This window comes from Peribacillus sp. NPDC097675 (assembly GCF_050277655.1).
GTDB lineage: Bacteria > Bacillota > Bacilli > Bacillales > DSM-1321 > Peribacillus.
This window is the reverse complement of sequence record NZ_JBNNSK010000003.1, coordinates 276,131-291,972: the sequence shown is the minus strand read 5'-3', so window position 1 is coordinate 291,972 and position 15,842 is coordinate 276,131. Positions and strand designations below refer to the sequence as shown.

Sequence of the window (15,842 nt, the reverse complement as noted above, 5' to 3'; positions counted from 1 at the left end):
TCCTAATCATTCTATTTCATTTCTTTCTCCCTACTTTTAAGCCTGGTGAGGGTGAGAAGACTGATTACAGCAAAAAGCAAGACGATAAGGTAAATGGTATGCAAGGACATCGTGAGCCCTTCTTGCAAGACCTCCACTACTCCTTTAGGCAATAGAGCCCTTTCTTCACTGTTTAATAATCTATTTGCCGTGTCAATGGTCACACCTGAATCTGCTGGTGCATGTTCATTTATATAGGCTTGCAACCTTGTATTCATGACTCCTCCAAGTAATGCCGCACCTACCGTATTTCCTAAATTACGCATAAACATATTCGAGGCCGTGGCAATACCCCGGCGTTCCCAACTGACCGTCTTTTGAATGACAACGATGAAAGATGTCGATGTCAAACCCATTCCCACCCCAACAAAGAAGGAGCCCATTGCCGCTAAAAGGGGGCCGGCTTCTGGCTTCATCAGGACTAAAATCAAGCTCCCGATGATTAAAGAGATTCCACCAAGGAGTGACGTGGCTTTAAACCCTATTTTTAATAAGAGCCTGCCAGATATTACGGAAGCAATTGGCCAGCCAATGGACATGGCAGTCAGTGTAAATCCTGCAACCGTAGGTGATCGTTCCATTACACCTTGAACGAATGTCGGAAGGAAGCTCGACAATCCAATCATCATGACACCTGTTGTAAGAGAAACAAGGTTAGCGATTAAAATGGACCGCTCCTTCCAGATTTCAAAGGGCATCATCGGCTCCGTTGCCCTTTTTTCCTGCATGATGAACAAAACAAAAGAAATGACGGCAAGGACTACTAGTGAAATCGCGGGGGGAGAGGCCCAGGACCATTTTACTCCACCTTGGACGAGGACAACCATCAAGGTTGAAATCGACAACGTCAACAAAGCGGCCCCTACATAATCAATGTCACGTTTTTTCTTTTCAATGTTTTCATGTAGGAAGAACCATATTCCAATGAATGATAGTAAGCCAAGGGGAATGTTAATCCAGAATACAAGTCTCCAAGAGAGAGATTCGACAATCAATCCTCCCAATGCAGGGCCCATTACCGCGGATATCCCCCACACACTTGAAAGGTATCCTTGTATACGGGCTCTCTCTTCATTTTTGTAGATGTCCCCGACAATCGTCGATGCTACTGGCGCGACGGCACCGGCACCAAACCCCTGTAAGAAACGGTAAAATATGAGTTCTGTCATCGAATCCGCAAAACCACAACTAATCGAACCAATCAAGAAAACAATAATACCGAATAAGAGAACCGGTTTTCGACCGACTATGTCGGATAGTTTCCCATAAATCAAAACTGTCACTGCATTCATTAGCAAATATCCTGAAAATACCCAGCTATAAAGAGAAAAACCACCCAAATCACTTACGATTGCCGGCATAGCCGTCGACACAATCGTACCTTCTATTGCATTCATGAACATCGCCAACATAATCGCAGCGAGGATGAATGGCCGCTTTAATTGTATATTTTGGCCGCTCGTGCCTTTAATTGCTTGTACCAAGTTCCGCATCCTCTCACCATATTGATATATAGGGTTAACCCTTACTTTATGATTTATGTAAAACTAATTTTAGAATAAGAAAACTCGCCACTTGGCGAGTTTGAAGGTAAACCGTTTCGTTTACTTATGAATATATTATCACCCTCACTCAGGCAACAACTGTTCTTTAAAAACTTTCTTCAAGATCGCTCTTCTCGTGAGTATTCCTTCAAATAGATGTTCATCATTCTCGACACAGACAAATGGATGATCAATTAACAACTCTACACCTTTTATCAATGGATCTTCTATATTCAGGCGAGGTATATCTATATTCATAATTTCAGAAACTTTTTTATTCTCCAGATTATCAAATTCAATTCTCTCAAGTCCCAAGATAGAGTCGAGAATGACTGGTGTGCTGATTAAGCCATGCAGTTTATACATTGGATCTAACACAGGAATGGCCGTATAACCGCTCTTCGTTAATACCAATAGCGCATGTTCTAAATTATTGGTTACCTGCACGTGGGCCACGCGTTCAGAAGAAATCATTAAGTCTTTCACGCTGGATTCCAATAAATCCCCATCATGAGTACCGATCATGTTAAAACCCCTAACCATATGTTTTTATATATATCCCTTATTCTAGTTTAACATAAAGAGGCGGAAAAGGCCCAACCAAAAGCCGCTCTAATCCCAAAATAAGGGGCGAAGGAAAGTAGTCATTAGCCCTTACTCGTTTTGATATCACCTTTTTTATAGCCACATTCAGGGCATTGGTAAATTACATTTTGATTGGACTGGGCGGTTAAAACATCCTCCAAAATCCTCTCATCTAAACAAACAGGGCATATCACTTTTGGTTTTTCCATTTAAATCCCTCCTCTTTCTAATGTGTCATAAATTCCTTGTATTCATTCAACCTGTCACTTGCCCGTAAATAAAAAAGCTGCATTCCTAATGGGATGCAGCTTTTACATTAAATTAATTTAAGATTGAAGAAGATCAAAGATTTCAATGGTAATCATATCAACATTATCAAATTGATATTTAGATGATTTCCCTTTATCACTGTATACTTCAAGCTCGAACATTTCAGTTTTGCTGAAATATGTAACCTGGCATTTTTTGACGCCCTCTATTTCAAAAAAACGCTGAGCAGATTCAGATTCCTTCGCTTGCTCTTGAAGACTTTTTAATCTGGTAAGAATGCCCTGTAATTGAGACATACTCCCTCTCCTTTCTGAATAAAACCTTTTCGATAGGTTTCACTATACCATACTTTTCTATGCAGTAGCCACGCTGAAATAAATTCAGAATAATTAAAACGTTCATTCTTTACATGCTACTATTATCAGAATAAAATAAGGAATGAATTTTGTACATAAAAAAATGACTGGAGGTGTATTTTAATGTTCAATTTCAATGAACTTGGTTACCATATATCCCTAATTGACGGTTTTGATTTGGGCAGAAAGAATCGGACAGGTACTTATGTAATTGCTGAGAGGAACATCACTTTAGTTGAAACATCCGCAAGCCCTTCCATCCCTCATATACTAGAGGGGCTAAATGCTTTAGGCATCGCTTTAGAAGAGATTACATATATCATTCTTACCCATATTCATTTGGACCATGCAGGGGGAGCCGGACTTTTTTTACAACATTGCCCCAACGCCAAAGTAATCGTTCACCCAAAAGGTGCGCGGCACCTTGAAGATCCCACAAGGCTGATTGCAGGGGCAAAAGAAGTCTATGGAGAAGATTTCGACAAGCTATTCAACCCCATCCTTCCGATTCCTTCCGATAAAATTATCGTAAAAGAAGACAAGGCATCCCTTCAGACTAGTGAAACACGTTCCTTGTCCTTCTATGACACCCCTGGCCATGCCAACCATCATCTCAGCATATTCGATCCCGTTTCAAGAGGAATGTTTTCGGGCGATACGGTCGGTGTGTACTATCGCGAATTAGAGCAAGACGGCATTGAATTTTATTTACCATCTACATCACCCAATCAGTTTAATCCTGAAGCGATGCTTGCCGCTGTGGACCTATATGAAAGTCTCGATGTTAAGCGAATTTATTTTGGTCATTATGGTGTTTCGGAGAATCCATTCGAAGTTTATAAGCAATTGCGTTACTGGCTGCCTATTTTCGTCGAGACAGCTGAAACCGCCTTCAAACAGTACGAGACTTTCAAGGAACAAGTCGCTGCAACTAGAACAAATATTTTCGATAATGTCACCACACAGCTAGCAACTATGGGCATTAAGAAGAATCATCCCGTTTTTGAGATTATTGGGCTGGATCTAGAAGTATGTTCTATGGGTTTAATTGACTATTGGAGCAAACGAGGGAAAATAGGACATAAATCTATTCAAATGTAATGGCATTCTTTATAATGAAAGAGTACTCAATTAAAGTTTATTGGAGGAACTATGAAAGATATTACACTTTATACTCAACCAGAATGCCCTCCCTGCAAAATCACGAAATTGTTTTTAAATGATAACAATATCGAATACAAGGAAAAAGATATTAAAGCAGATGGGAAAGCACGCAAAGAATTAACGGATAAATATAATTCATATTCCACACCGACGGTTGTCATTGATGGAAAAGTCATTATTGGCTTTAATCTCGATGCCATTGAAAAAGAATTGAATCTTTAATTGAAAAAGTCTAAAGAAGGACAGATCCTCTTTAGACTTTTTTCCTGCTAATCTGATAATTTCATTATGCAATCGATTGATTACTTATTACCGGCCGTTTTTTGTTTTTCACTTACATATGATACGTCAGTAATCTTCCAGACGTTTTTTTCTTTTTTCAAGGTAACGACCTCAACTTGTTTCCCGGAAGTGACAGGGCCATCCTCTGACGCCTCAAATGTCTCCTGCACATAAATATAATTCGAATCTTTTCCGTAGATAACTTCTGTATGATCATCGTAACTGAAGAAAGGAATGTAATAAGGTGCGAAATCTGAACCAAGGGCCATATAACCTTCTTCGACTTTCGTGACATTCGCTTGGATAAATTTTTCTGCAAATTCATCTGTGAAATGTTTATTCAGTTTCTCTTTGATTTCTTTTTTCGTTCTTATTTCCTCACTGAGTGAACCTTGATCATTCAATGCTTCCTGTACTAACGAAAGCACTTGTTCCTTATGTACACTTTCCTCTGCAGTAACGGGCAATCCTCCTAATAAAAGAAGGGCACTAACGACACAAGCCACTAAATATTTTTTCATCGTTTCATCTCCTAGGTAGTATAATATCCGAATGATACCGGTTTTTGTTTATACTTTTTCTTACCCGTCGTGAATAAGACCAAACTGATAAAAAATACCATCCTGGAAAATCCCCCGACAATTGGCAAATCCATTGCTCATTTTCCCCATAAAAAAGAAGATTTCCCAAAATAAGAAATCTTCATTCTACTGCTTATCTACTGCTTATTTAAATACATAATAAAAAATGAATCCGACTATCAAAACCGTAGCCACTAACAAAGAAATAAAAATCGGGTTCCACAAATAAGGATGCTCTTTAACAGATTCATCGAGAGACGAATCATACTTCCCTTTCACCACTTTTTGCCCTTTTGCGACAGACATGGTATAAAAGAGTAGATATATCGACAAGACGATTACAATGATGAGCAGGATCCAAATATATGTACTCAAAATATGTCTCCTCCAAGCATTATTTTTGCTTATCGTTACACATTTTGACGATTAATATACCTCTATTCTTTTTAGAGCAAGGCATCATTCTCATAGAGATAGCTATAGGACAAATCAAAGAAAATATACTCCTTATTATTCAGAGGGTAAGAAAAGGTTCGAATTGTTTCACCCGTTTCGATATCACTGTACAAATCAGATAATATACCCTTTTTTTCATTGCGCATTTTTACGATATTTTCTAGAAAGTAAGGCCTCCAGCTCCAATTATTTTCGATATATTTAGGTTGAACCAGCCATTGCCCATCCTTCTGAAGAATATTAGGAGACTTCTGGTACCCTTCTTCATCACAAATATATAACCGGAAACAAATGGAGTCTAATTTGGCCGCGAGCAATCCTAGAAGTTCCTCATGCGATTTGCTTCCTTTTTGCTGTTTCAAGAAAGATTGCATGCCTTCATTGAATTGCATCGTTCTTTGATAAACAGCTTCCATCTTTTTTGTTTCCAATGAAATGAAAGATTGGCATTCTTGATGGAATTTATCACGAAGCAAGTCTTTATCAATGAATTCCCCTTCTGGTCTTGCCAAGAAAAATCCCTGATAATAACGGCCTCCATTCTTCCAAGCAAAACGGAGCTGATACTCAGATTCAATATTCTCAAACAATAGATTGGCCCCAATCCTACGTGCGAGCATACTGAGTGAAAAGAGAATGACCTGATAAGCATCTCCCCCTGATATCCGGAGTTGATTTAAATTAACTTTTAAAATATTCGGAGAAATTTGAGCAATATGATCTAGTTGACTATCTTCCCCAAGATGATCGAAAGCTATTTTAATGCCATATGTTTTAAAATAAGCCAGTACATGTTGTAAAGGTTCGAAGTTTTCCAAACTGATCGTATCAGACAGTTCTAAAACGATTCTGTTCATTTCCTCTGGCTGAAAATGACGATGTAGAATTTCCATGAATTCTTCGCCATGATCAATCATAAGCAAATTGGGATCCCGATTTATAAAGATGAGAAAGTCTTCACCGTAATCCTTTATTCTTTCTAGAGCTATTTCTAGTACATAATTATCCACTTCTATCCGATATTCCTCAGGCACGGAAGAATCGTGAAAAAAGGAGCCAAGACTTTCATATTCTCCCTGTTCCTCATAGCGGCCTAATATTTCATACCCGATAACCTGGTGCTGATCCGCACTGAAAATGGGTTGGAAAAAGGGTGTCACCCTGTCCAAATTCTTTAATATTTTTTCTGCATCCATGATGTATTCCCCCTAATTACGAAACATCAATATGCACAAATTATACCATTAGTTATAAGCATTGATAATAATAACTTTTGTATTCCCACCCATTCCCCCTTATTTTTGGTAAAACACACATGATGGATTCATTGGGATGACACAGCCAACAGGTAAAAGGCTATTGTTCCTAAGCTGAACAATAGCCTTTTTTGCTCCTGAATTAAAACGGGAAGAGCAATGGAATCGTGATGACCATGATGACACCGATAAAGATTTGTGTGGCAATGCCAATAACGGTGAAATCTTTGTATTTGTAATCCCCTGCCGTCATGACCAACGCATTCGTAGTCGCCACCCTTGGTGTTGCAAGGGCTAGGCTTCCTGCAACCGCCAGGGATAGAAAAACAGGAACGGGGTCGATCCCCTGATTGACCGCGGACGTTAGCGCAATGGGCGTCATGACAACTGTAGCTGCTCCATAAGGGATAAATTGGCTTAAAATCAGGGTCAAGAGATAAAAGACCGCCAATAGCCCATGAGCTCCAATATTACTGAATAAGATTGCCAGCCAATCGCTTATCATCCCAACCCCGCCAGTATTGTCCAATGCGGTCGATAATCCCAGCATCGCTGAGATTAACAATATAGGCTCCCAATTGATTTTTTGATAGGCATCTTCCATAGAACGTACACATCCTGTTACGATCATTAGTAGAGCAGCCGTAAGGACCGATAAAGCAGGGGGAATCGACTCTATCGATAAAAGAACGACCATCACAGCCATTATCGTCAAAGCAATCCATGTTTTGAGTTTTGAGTTTACAGCTGAACTTTCTTCTGAGGTTGTGCCTATGACAATGACATCCTCTAAATCGGAGGAAATCCTCTCGATATTTTCCCATTCACCATGTATCAATATAGCATCACCGGGCTTCAAACGTTCTGTACCAACATCCGCCTGGATATATTCACCATTTCTATTGATTGCCAATACATTACACTGATATTTTTCACGGAAATGAACATCAATAAGAGTTTGATTTTCATAATCGGAGTTAGGGACAATTAATATTTCCGTCAAACCAAATCTACTGCTGAGAAAGTGTTTCTTTATTTGTTCCGTATTAAAGTGCTTAAATTCCAGTTCATAGTGATCTGCCAATCTTTGAACCGCTTCTTCTTCCCCAAAAACCAAGATGATATCATCGGGGTGCAGTACCTCATTGGCTCTAGCGGATATTGTTTGTTGCTTTTGAAGCAACGGCAACTGCTTATCTTTAGATTTACGCTGGATCTCTATCAATGTCAATTCATATTGAACAGGGAGCTGTAGGTCGGATAATCTTTCTCCGACAATATCTGAAGTAGGAGGAATATGTAGATAATGTAGGAGGTCATATACTTTGTACATACCTGCTAGTTCCCCTGCAGAAAGTCCCTTCACGCTATTATTGGCTGCTATCGTTTTTTCCGGCAATAGCAGACGTCCTAGTGTAAGCATAAAGAAAAGTCCAGCAGCAAACGCGATTAATCCGATGGGTGCGAAATCAAAAAAAGTGAAGGTCTGTAATCCATTTTCCCTTAAAACATCAGCTACCACCATATTCGAAGGTGTACCTGTTAGCGTCAACAGCCCGCCAATGCTACACGCATAGGCCAGGGGCAATAAATAACGGGTAGGACTCGTTTTTTGTTGCAGTGCCATGCTCATAACAAGCGGAAGCAATATGGCAACAATGCCGGTTCCGCTTAAAAATGCGCTTAAAAGTCCAGCCGTAACCATGACGACCAACAGTGATTTCCATTCGTTACCGCCACAATAGCTAAGCAATTTGCTTCCGATCTTTTCAATAATACCCGTATTAAATAAACCTGCACCAACGATATAAAGGCCCGCCAGCATTATCACAACGGGATTGGCAAACCCTTCTACAAGTTCATTAAATGGAAGGATTCCCGTGAGGCCTAGCACAGCAAGGGCACAAAGGGCAATCAAATCTGCACGAAATTTTCCTTGTATAAAAAGCGCAAATGCGCATAGAAGTATAATCAGTGTAATAAACATTGGTTCGGTCATCATGCTACCTCCGTGTAAATATCATTTTCAAACTGGATATCAATCATTCATTCCAGTTGTCTCCGTTTCCATATGCCTATGAAGAGAACTTCTTCTAATTATGTACATTGTTTGTTAATATGAGGAAGTAACATTCTTAATGTAGATAGGTTGATTAATTTGAGTGAATATATTTCCCGAAGAACATTTATAAAAAATGGCCTGCGTACGTTGGCGGCCGTAACCGGTTTAAGTATCGGTGGCGGTTATTACTCCCATAACTTAGAACCGAAGTGGTTAGAAATAAAGCACAATCTTATCAGCCACCCTCTTATCCCAAAAGGTTTCGATGGGATGACAATGATACAATTCAGTGACACCCACTTAGGATTTCAATTTCAGCTTAATGATTTACAAGCCATCGTCAATAAGATAAACCAACTGGATCCGGATATTGTTGTATTTACCGGTGATTTAATGGACGAGCCCAATAAGTATAAGGTCCGAAACAAAATTCCACCGGTTTTAAATCAACTAAAAGCACCACTGGGTAAGTATAGCATCTTCGGTAACCATGATCATGGAGGCTATGGATCAGAGATATACCGAGATATCATGGAAAAATCCAACTTTACTATGCTGCAAAATAGATCTTCCCGTATTTCCTTACTATCAGCTGAAGAAATCTTCTTAACTGGCGTCGATGATGCAATGCTCGGGAAACCCGACTTTAAAAAGGCACTATCAGGCATACCAAAAGGGGCATTCACCATTATGCTCTCTCATGCACCTGACTTAGCGGACACATCATGCAATTATGATATCCAGTATCAGGTTAGCGGACACAGTCACGGTGGCCAAGTCCAAATTCCTTTTATCGGCGCCCTAGTAACCCCCCCTTTTGCAGAAAAGTATACGGAGGGTACATTTGAAATTGATTCATTGACGCTACACGTTAACCGAGGACTTGGCACGACCAGGCTTCCCTACCGCTTTTTATCACGCCCTGAATTAACCGTTTATGAATTTAGAGCTGAATGATTATGAAGCAGGGGAAAATCGCCAGACTCATTAACAAAGCCTGTGCGTAGAACTTCCTGATGTATCTCCTTTGAATTATAGCATTAGAGGTAAATGGAAACACCACGATATTTTTACCATACCATTCTTTTATAATATGTTAATGATTGTTGGCTAATACATAGATAAATATCCACCCAGAAAAGCCATGATACAGCCTAAAATAGAGACCGTTATGTAGATGAGGCATTCTATGTAGCGGTGTTTTCTCATAAGTTCCAGAGCTTCCATGCTGAAAGTAGAAAAGGTCGTAAACGCACCTAAAAAGCCCATTGACACCATCAGTTGCAATGGGGGATCCCATTCTTCCTTTCTAGGAAAGATAAGCCCCAAACAGAAACAACCGATTAGATTAATCAGTAAAATACTAAAGGGTATGGACTTCGATGGCAAGAGCTTATTGAATAGAATTTGAAATATATATCTACATGCCGCACCGAAAAAACCCCCTAATAAAATGAAAAGGGTCTGGATCATACAGCACCGCCTCTTCTGTCGTCAAAAATATGTAACCCTAGAAAACCGGCAAGTAATCCCAGCACAAGGGTTGCTCCAAGATAAATGCCTACTTGTATCATAGAAACTCGCATCAGTGTCACCAGTTCCTGAGAGAATGTTGACATCGTGGTGAATCCTCCACAAAATCCACTGCCAAGTGCTAAAAAAACGAATGATTTTGTTTTCGAGGCAAAATACCCATTAATCATTCCAAGTAAAAAACACCCTACTATATTTATAATAAGGGTACCAAATGGAAAAAAAGAAGCTGCAGTCGATGTAATAACCGAATAACGCAATAAAGCTCCAACCGCTCCTCCAAAACCTACGGCCAAAACCTTTTTAAACCGCACCATTTCAACCACCTCAAGTATCTGTAAATGAATAGGTTCATTATAACAGATTAACCTTGAACAGGCTCTTTTCAAAAAATAAACCATACTATGTAAAGACATAGAGAAAAGGAGGCCAACCATGCAAACACAATATTATTATCCTTTCTACCCCTACAATCAATATCCATTGCCGCAAAATGTATACCGCAATGATTTTGGGAATGAAATGGGAATGGAATATGGAAACGATGAACGTTTCTTTCCTTTCTTTCCTTTATTACTCCCTTTATCATTTGTGGCGGGATTAGCTGTAGGTCCATTATTATTTAACAATCGCCCACCGTATCCACCGCCGTACCCTCCCTATCCGCCCGCTTATCCTCCTTATCCTGCACCATATCAGGGATATCCGGGTTATCAAGGTTTTCAGGGCTACCCACAACAATTCGGCGCACAAGCTGCAGTAAATGAGAACATCAATATATACACCCAATAAGGGTTGCACAGAAGGCGAAATGAAACGCCTTCTTTTCTTTTAGAACAGGCAACACTCAATATTTTACCGTTTTTCTTGTATTGACGTGTCAGAGCTTTATAATTTACTTCCTTATATATTGTGAAGTGGTATAATATGAAATGCATAGTCGGTAAAGAGTTGGAATAACTTTGGATTTATGTTATAATTTGGCCCATTGTTAACTTCCCGATACTACCTTACATGTCGAATACCACGCTAGTTAAAATTAAGCGGTAAAACGTAATTGAAGAAAAACTATTCCGATAGTATTCCTTCAAACTTATGAAGAAAAGGAGTTTCTATTATGAATCAAACGAAAGGACATTCTGAAATGGATGAGTTTTCGATTAACTCCCTTGCCCAAGCTGTGTTTATAGTAAATAAGCATGCGAAGACTGCATTGGAGCCTAAAAATCTTTACAACTTAAAAAGGCTCGCATTAAATAAGCTCATGCAAGAAGGAAAAGCGAAGAAGATGGGACTCCATTTCTCTGATAACCCTCGCTTTGCCGCGCAACAATCCGATGTCATTGTTGAATGTGGTTCCTATGTCTTTCACCTACCGCCTACTAAGGAAGACCTAAAAACCCTCCCCCATCTCGGCAGTCGTGCAGCATCTATACGAAATCCCAAAGCTGCCTTGTCATTATCAAAAGCAAAGCAAATTTTACAAGCCTATATTGGACAAGCTGGAGAAAAACAACCCAGCCCCGTAAAGAACGAAAAAAGGTCGTATGGACGGACTCAAGTTAAACAACCCTTCCACAACCCATTCCCTTCTTCTTTTTTAGGAAAAGGTTCAAAGTATTAAAAGAAAAAACGGGACGGGGATCTAAAATCCCCGTCCCGTTTTCACGGTCATAAAACAAATTTATCAATCAATCTGATAAGCTCTGCAATTTCTGGCTTACTAATTTGTGCATCTGCCCCGACTACTTGCCCTTTATGGCGAAGGCTATCAGTTATTAATGACGAAAATATAATGACTGGCAAGGCAGCCAAATTGCTATTTTCCTTAATTCTTCGTGTAAGATGATGGCCGTCCATTTGAGGCATTTCAATATCCGTGATCACTAGTTGCACTTCCTCAACAATCGTTTTGCCAGCTTCAACGAGCCCTTCCAAATAATTGATGGCATCTATCCCGTTTTCATAAAACTCCAAGTGTCTGAATCCTGCTTCTGTCAAGGTATCCAACAGTAACTTACGCAGCAAGGGTGAATCTTCAGCGACCAGGATCCTTTTTTCTGAATTTTGACGGTTGCCAAGCTTTCTAACCTGTTGGACATTAATTCCTGATTCAGGGTTGATTTCAACCACTATCTTTTCAAAATCCAGTAGTAAGATCATTTCACTGTTTAATTTGATTACACCGATTATCTGACTTTCCAAGCCTTGATACATTTCCGAAGGCTTCTCGATTTGCGTCCATGAAATACGATGGATCTGTGTCACGGTATGGACGTGGAACACGACTTTTTGCTGGTTGAATTCAGCGACTATGAATTTATCCTGATCTGGATTCTCCGATGCAGGAAACCCTAAGGCATCGGCTACATTTACAACAGGTAGAACTTCCCCTCGAAGTTCTATGATCCCCTCCACATTTGGATGGGAGTGGGGAACAAGGGTTATATGTACAGGATTGATGATTTCCTTCACCTTAATTACATTAATGCCGAATTTATTCTTTCCAATCCCAAATTCGACGATTTCAAGTTCATTCGTACCGCTTTCTAGTAATATCCCTTTATTTGCTTCCATTTATTTATCTCGCCCTTCCCCTACATTTTTCATTTATTATCCAATATACCATTTACTATATAGAAAAATAATACATTTTAGTGAAAAAGACCTATACTGCATAGATAAATGACTTCTACCTAATAATTCGGTTACATTCACCAAATTGTTTAGAATGATTGGCAAAAAATATTTTTATAAAAATTGGATGAGTGATGATCAAATCAAAAAGGAGGCTCACCCGGAGCCTCCTCACCATGATCGTTAGCTATTTTTAATGACCAGCGTCCCGGCCACCATATCGTGAAGAGCTTGTTTTCTTTCCGTAAACCCGGCCATGATATAGCCAATATAGAAGATAATTCCTGACAAAATCGTAGCAAAGTATCGCCCTGAAGCCTTACCGAAACCGATTCGGTCTCCATTCAAATCCACCACTTTAATATTCAGCAATTTCTTCCCAATTGTCCCCTGCCATTTTGAAGAGTGTAATAGAGTATAATAAAAAAAGCTAATAAGTCCAGATAAAAATACCGTTAATAGTGTCCCTCCCATGAATGCCAACATTTCCCCGCCACCATCATAAGCGGGGTCAAGCATGTCTTCCTGGACACTTGACATGCTGCTAATCCAGAATAGGTTCACGATTGTCATTAGGATTCCTGAGGGGATGCCGATTATTATCCCATCAATAATATTAGCACCAAACCGAATCCAAAAGCCTGCATACTCTTCTTGTTCCTCTGGATAACTCTCCAATCTATTTTCCACCTTACCACCTCTAATTCATATATATGGAAATTACAACAACTACTTCATTATAACAAAGACACTTATCATAATTCCATCCATACGCTAGCATTTAATCTATCCCTTTCGAGACTTTTTGCCTATTTTCAGCCAACCCTTTTTGACGAAATATACAAACATCATCAAAGCAACCCCGCTCATCATCCCAAGTATCACAAAGTATCCGTAATGCCAATTCAATTCAGGCATGTACTTAAAGTTCATGCCATAAACCCCCACAATGAATGTAAGTGGCATGAAAATGGTCGTAATGACAGTCAACGTCATCATGGTAGAATTCATATTATTCGAGTTGACCGATAAATAGCTGTCACGAATATCGGAAGAGAAATCCCGATAGGATTCAAGCATCTCCGTTAATTTAAGAAGGTGATCATATACATCATGGAAGTAAAGGTGTTGATCCTTTAAAAAATTCAGACGATCAGAGGAAATCATCCTATAAAGTAAGTCACGCATCGGGAGGATTATACGACGAATTCTTGACAAATCCGTCCTCAAATCGAATAGCTGATCCATCAATTCCGATATCGCATCATCTTGTGTGTTATCTTCAATACTATTTAACTCACTTTCGATTTTGTAAACAGGTGGAAAGAATTCATCCACGATTCGATCTATCAGCCTATGCATTAGGTAGAAGGGACCCTGTTTCAGTGTTTCTAATTCCGAGATTTCATTCCAAACCTGCTCTAATTCCTCCAGCTCATCCTTATGAAACGTAACTAACGATTTTTTCCCGATAAAGAGTCCCAATTCATCAGCCTTGAAGTCTTTCTTCCGTATAGCATGTATCACAAGAAATTGATATCCTTCATAAAAGTCCATTTTGGGACGCTGATTATAATCATCCAGGCAATCTTCAATCGCTAAATGGTGAAAGTGAAAATGACTTGATAGCAACTGTACTTCCTCCATTGTAGGCTTTGAAAAGTCGACCCAGAACCATTCAATATGATCTTCATTCAATTCTTCGATTTCTAAATCAAAAATGATTTCATTTTCTTTTGTTATGGCACAAGTCCTAATCATCCTTATCATTCCTCAAATTCTCTTAAATTTAAATGACCTTTAATACAGTAATCTTACAAAGTATTTTTCCCCAGTCCTTACAAAATGATAAAATAGAATGGATTCGTCAAACCCATAATCCATATACAACTATTAGTACAAGGAGGATCTTCTCAAATGGAACATTTAGTAAACCCGCTTGTAAAAGAGGTTCAAATATCGGGCATTCGAAAATTTTATAATCTAGTCGCTGATATTGAAGGAACCATTTCCTTAACGATAGGCCAGCCTGACTTCCCTACACCCCAGCATATTAAAGAAGCGGCAAAAAAAGCAATCGATGAAGATTATACAGTCTATACCCATAATGCAGGTTATCTGGAATTAAGAGAAGCCGCTAGTGAATACGTAAAAGAAAAATACCAACTTTCATATAATCCACTCAATGAAGTCATCGTAACTTCTGGAGCAAGTGAAGGAATTGATATTACATTCCGCACCATCCTTACGCCTGGAGATGAAGTGATTCTCCCAGGACCTGTCTATCCAGGTTACGAGCCAATCATAAAAATGAGCGGAGCCGAGCCAGTGTATGCAGATACGACTAAGAATGGATTTCGATTGACGGCTGATATCCTACATACATATATAACCGATAAAACTCGTTGTATCGTTTTACCGTACCCTTCGAATCCAACCGGAGTAACGTTGAACTCAAAAGAGTTAAAGGACATCGCCGACCTGGTACGTGGCAAAGACATTTTCATTTTGGCAGATGAAATATATAGCGAGTTGATTTTTGACCAAAATCATGTATCCATTGCCACTTATTTAAGAGAACAAACCATCGTGCTCAACGGGTTATCCAAATCTCACTCAATGACTGGCTGGAGAATCGGTCTGTTATTTGCTCCTGAATCCATTTCGAAACATTTGTTAAAGGTCCATCAATATAATGTAACTTGCGCAAGTTCCATTTCGCAACGAGCTGCTATAGCTGCATTAACGGTTGGGAAAGACGACAGCATGTCCATGAAAACGGAGTATGCAAGAAGACGGGACTATGTTTACGGCCGCTTGCAGGCAATGAATTTAGATGTGGTCAAACCTGAGGGTGCCTTTTACTTTTTCGTAAAACTCCCCGAAGGCTCCCCTTCTTCGCTGGAATTCTGCCTAGATCTAGTTAAACAGGAAAAGGTTGCTGTGGTTCCTGGCGATGCCTTCTCTCCACTAGGCGAAGGGTTCTTCCGTATTTCCTATGCCTATTCCATGGATACGCTCGAGGAAGGGTTGAACCGAATACAAGCCTTTTTGAAATAATGTAATGGAGAGTAAGT

Annotated in this window: 20 protein-coding genes; 6 read left to right on the top strand and 14 right to left on the bottom strand. The window is 39.5% G+C overall.

Annotated elements, in window-relative coordinates; translation table 11 throughout:
• Positions 1-11 precede the first annotated feature (11 nt).
• From ACQKL5_RS06910 to ACQKL5_RS06895, 4 genes are all read right to left on the bottom strand, one after another.
• Positions 12-1,523 (bottom strand): MDR family MFS transporter, encoded by a 1,512-nt coding sequence (locus ACQKL5_RS06910; RefSeq protein WP_427607441.1) that lies wholly within the window; start codon positions 1,521-1,523, stop codon positions 12-14.
• A gap of 144 nt (positions 1,524-1,667) precedes the next feature.
• Positions 1,668-2,108 carry a cyclic-di-AMP-binding protein CbpB gene (cbpB, locus tag ACQKL5_RS06905; protein ID WP_427607440.1) on the bottom strand — a complete coding sequence of 147 codons (441 nt, stop codon included), beginning with the start codon at positions 2,106-2,108 and terminating at the stop codon, positions 1,668-1,670.
• 122 nt (positions 2,109-2,230) lie between these two features.
• The gene (locus tag ACQKL5_RS06900) at positions 2,231-2,377 is read right to left on the bottom strand and encodes a hypothetical protein (protein ID WP_402968557.1); all 147 of its coding nucleotides are present in this window, start codon (positions 2,375-2,377) and stop codon (positions 2,231-2,233) included.
• A gap of 117 nt (positions 2,378-2,494) precedes the next feature.
• Complete coding sequence (locus ACQKL5_RS06895) at positions 2,495-2,734, bottom strand: YkuJ family protein (protein WP_427607439.1); 240 nt, start codon at positions 2,732-2,734, stop codon at positions 2,495-2,497.
• A gap of 183 nt (positions 2,735-2,917) precedes the next feature.
• Between ACQKL5_RS06895 and ACQKL5_RS06890 the strand changes: the two genes are divergently transcribed.
• Both ACQKL5_RS06890 and ACQKL5_RS06885 read left to right on the top strand, forming a co-directional pair.
• Complete coding sequence (locus ACQKL5_RS06890) at positions 2,918-3,895, top strand: MBL fold metallo-hydrolase (protein WP_427607438.1); 978 nt, start codon at positions 2,918-2,920, stop codon at positions 3,893-3,895.
• A 51-nt stretch (positions 3,896-3,946) separates the two neighbouring features.
• Positions 3,947-4,180: a glutaredoxin family protein gene (locus ACQKL5_RS06885; RefSeq protein ID WP_427607437.1), complete on the top strand. Its 234-nt coding sequence runs from the start codon at positions 3,947-3,949 to the stop codon at positions 4,178-4,180.
• A gap of 80 nt (positions 4,181-4,260) precedes the next feature.
• Here ACQKL5_RS06885 and ACQKL5_RS06880 read toward each other — a convergent pair whose 3' ends face one another.
• The 5 genes from ACQKL5_RS06880 to ACQKL5_RS06860 all read right to left on the bottom strand — a co-directional run bounded on the left by ACQKL5_RS06880 (position 4,261) and on the right by ACQKL5_RS06860 (position 8,532).
• On the bottom strand, positions 4,261-4,761 hold the full coding sequence (locus ACQKL5_RS06880; RefSeq protein WP_427607436.1) for a DUF3993 domain-containing protein: 501 nt from the start codon (positions 4,759-4,761) through the stop codon (positions 4,261-4,263).
• 11 nt (positions 4,762-4,772) lie between these two features.
• Positions 4,773-4,895, bottom strand: coding sequence for a hypothetical protein (locus ACQKL5_RS06875; RefSeq protein WP_427607435.1), 123 nt, complete (start codon positions 4,893-4,895; stop codon positions 4,773-4,775).
• 70 nt (positions 4,896-4,965) lie between these two features.
• A complete protein-coding gene (locus ACQKL5_RS06870; RefSeq protein WP_427607434.1) occupies positions 4,966-5,196 on the bottom strand; it encodes a hypothetical protein in 231 nt (76 codons plus the stop codon).
• 71 nt (positions 5,197-5,267) lie between these two features.
• A complete protein-coding gene (locus ACQKL5_RS06865; RefSeq protein WP_427607433.1) occupies positions 5,268-6,473 on the bottom strand; it encodes an EAL-associated domain-containing protein in 1,206 nt (401 codons plus the stop codon).
• A 202-nt stretch (positions 6,474-6,675) separates the two neighbouring features.
• Positions 6,676-8,532: an SLC13 family permease gene (locus ACQKL5_RS06860; RefSeq protein ID WP_427607432.1), complete on the bottom strand. Its 1,857-nt coding sequence runs from the start codon at positions 8,530-8,532 to the stop codon at positions 6,676-6,678.
• A gap of 150 nt (positions 8,533-8,682) precedes the next feature.
• Here ACQKL5_RS06860 and ACQKL5_RS06855 point away from each other — a divergent pair, with 150 nt between their 5' ends.
• Positions 8,683-9,552 carry a metallophosphoesterase gene (locus tag ACQKL5_RS06855; protein ID WP_427607431.1) on the top strand — a complete coding sequence of 290 codons (870 nt, stop codon included), beginning with the start codon at positions 8,683-8,685 and terminating at the stop codon, positions 9,550-9,552.
• Between the two features lie 153 nt (positions 9,553-9,705).
• On the opposite strand, the gene crcB is transcribed toward ACQKL5_RS06855, so the two are convergent.
• Positions 9,706-10,068 carry a fluoride efflux transporter CrcB gene (gene crcB / locus ACQKL5_RS06850; protein ID WP_427607430.1) on the bottom strand — a complete coding sequence of 121 codons (363 nt, stop codon included), beginning with the start codon at positions 10,066-10,068 and terminating at the stop codon, positions 9,706-9,708.
• Positions 10,065-10,445, bottom strand: coding sequence for a fluoride efflux transporter FluC (locus ACQKL5_RS06845; protein ID WP_427607429.1), 381 nt, complete (start codon positions 10,443-10,445; stop codon positions 10,065-10,067). Before ACQKL5_RS06845 ends, crcB begins: the two co-directional genes overlap by 4 nt.
• 118 nt (positions 10,446-10,563) lie before the next feature.
• On the opposite strand from ACQKL5_RS06845, the gene ACQKL5_RS06840 reads away from it, so the two are divergent.
• The gene (locus tag ACQKL5_RS06840; RefSeq protein ID WP_427607428.1) at positions 10,564-10,920 is read left to right on the top strand and encodes a hypothetical protein; all 357 of its coding nucleotides are present in this window, start codon (positions 10,564-10,566) and stop codon (positions 10,918-10,920) included.
• A gap of 325 nt (positions 10,921-11,245) precedes the next feature.
• Positions 11,246-11,752 (top strand): YkyB family protein, encoded by a 507-nt coding sequence (locus ACQKL5_RS06835; protein WP_427607427.1) that lies wholly within the window; start codon positions 11,246-11,248, stop codon positions 11,750-11,752.
• 47 nt (positions 11,753-11,799) lie between these two features.
• On the opposite strand, the gene ACQKL5_RS06830 is transcribed toward ACQKL5_RS06835, so the two are convergent.
• From ACQKL5_RS06830 to corA, 3 genes are all read right to left on the bottom strand, one after another.
• Positions 11,800-12,705: a chemotaxis protein gene (locus ACQKL5_RS06830; protein WP_427607426.1), complete on the bottom strand. Its 906-nt coding sequence runs from the start codon at positions 12,703-12,705 to the stop codon at positions 11,800-11,802.
• Between the two features lie 243 nt (positions 12,706-12,948).
• Complete coding sequence (locus tag ACQKL5_RS06825; protein ID WP_427607424.1) at positions 12,949-13,455, bottom strand: RDD family protein; 507 nt, start codon at positions 13,453-13,455, stop codon at positions 12,949-12,951.
• A gap of 96 nt (positions 13,456-13,551) precedes the next feature.
• Positions 13,552-14,535 (bottom strand): magnesium/cobalt transporter CorA, encoded by a 984-nt coding sequence (gene corA / locus ACQKL5_RS06820; RefSeq protein WP_427607423.1) that lies wholly within the window; start codon positions 14,533-14,535, stop codon positions 13,552-13,554.
• 147 nt (positions 14,536-14,682) lie between these two features.
• On the opposite strand from corA, the gene ACQKL5_RS06815 reads away from it, so the two are divergent.
• Complete coding sequence (locus ACQKL5_RS06815; RefSeq protein WP_427607421.1) at positions 14,683-15,825, top strand: aminotransferase A; 1,143 nt, start codon at positions 14,683-14,685, stop codon at positions 15,823-15,825.
• Positions 15,826-15,842: the final 17 nt, after the last annotated feature.

Excerpts from the sequence above, each read along its gene's own strand:
- cbpB (WP_427607440.1), bottom strand. The coding sequence starts at position 2,108 with ATGATCGGTACTCATGATGGGGATTTATTGGAATCCAGCGTGAAAGAC.
- ACQKL5_RS06900 (WP_402968557.1), bottom strand. The coding sequence starts at position 2,377 with ATGGAAAAACCAAAAGTGATATGCCCTGTTTGTTTAGATGAGAGGATT.
- ACQKL5_RS06895 (WP_427607439.1), bottom strand. The coding sequence starts at position 2,734 with ATGTCTCAATTACAGGGCATTCTTACCAGATTAAAAAGTCTTCAAGAG.
- ACQKL5_RS06890 (WP_427607438.1), top strand. The coding sequence starts at position 2,918 with ATGTTCAATTTCAATGAACTTGGTTACCATATATCCCTAATTGACGGT.
- ACQKL5_RS06885 (WP_427607437.1), top strand. The coding sequence starts at position 3,947 with ATGAAAGATATTACACTTTATACTCAACCAGAATGCCCTCCCTGCAAA.
- ACQKL5_RS06880 (WP_427607436.1), bottom strand. The coding sequence starts at position 4,761 with ATGAAAAAATATTTAGTGGCTTGTGTCGTTAGTGCCCTTCTTTTATTA.
- ACQKL5_RS06875 (WP_427607435.1), bottom strand. The coding sequence starts at position 4,895 with ATGGATTTGCCAATTGTCGGGGGATTTTCCAGGATGGTATTTTTTATC.
- ACQKL5_RS06865 (WP_427607433.1), bottom strand. The coding sequence starts at position 6,473 with ATGGATGCAGAAAAAATATTAAAGAATTTGGACAGGGTGACACCCTTT.
- ACQKL5_RS06860 (WP_427607432.1), bottom strand. The coding sequence starts at position 8,532 with ATGACCGAACCAATGTTTATTACACTGATTATACTTCTATGCGCATTT.
- crcB (WP_427607430.1), bottom strand. The coding sequence starts at position 10,068 with ATGATCCAGACCCTTTTCATTTTATTAGGGGGTTTTTTCGGTGCGGCA.
- ACQKL5_RS06845 (WP_427607429.1), bottom strand. The coding sequence starts at position 10,445 with ATGGTGCGGTTTAAAAAGGTTTTGGCCGTAGGTTTTGGAGGAGCGGTT.
- ACQKL5_RS06840 (WP_427607428.1), top strand. The coding sequence starts at position 10,564 with ATGCAAACACAATATTATTATCCTTTCTACCCCTACAATCAATATCCA.
- ACQKL5_RS06835 (WP_427607427.1), top strand. The coding sequence starts at position 11,246 with ATGAATCAAACGAAAGGACATTCTGAAATGGATGAGTTTTCGATTAAC.
- ACQKL5_RS06830 (WP_427607426.1), bottom strand. The coding sequence starts at position 12,705 with ATGGAAGCAAATAAAGGGATATTACTAGAAAGCGGTACGAATGAACTT.
- corA (WP_427607423.1), bottom strand. The coding sequence starts at position 14,535 with ATGATAAGGATGATTAGGACTTGTGCCATAACAAAAGAAAATGAAATC.
- ACQKL5_RS06815 (WP_427607421.1), top strand. The coding sequence starts at position 14,683 with ATGGAACATTTAGTAAACCCGCTTGTAAAAGAGGTTCAAATATCGGGC.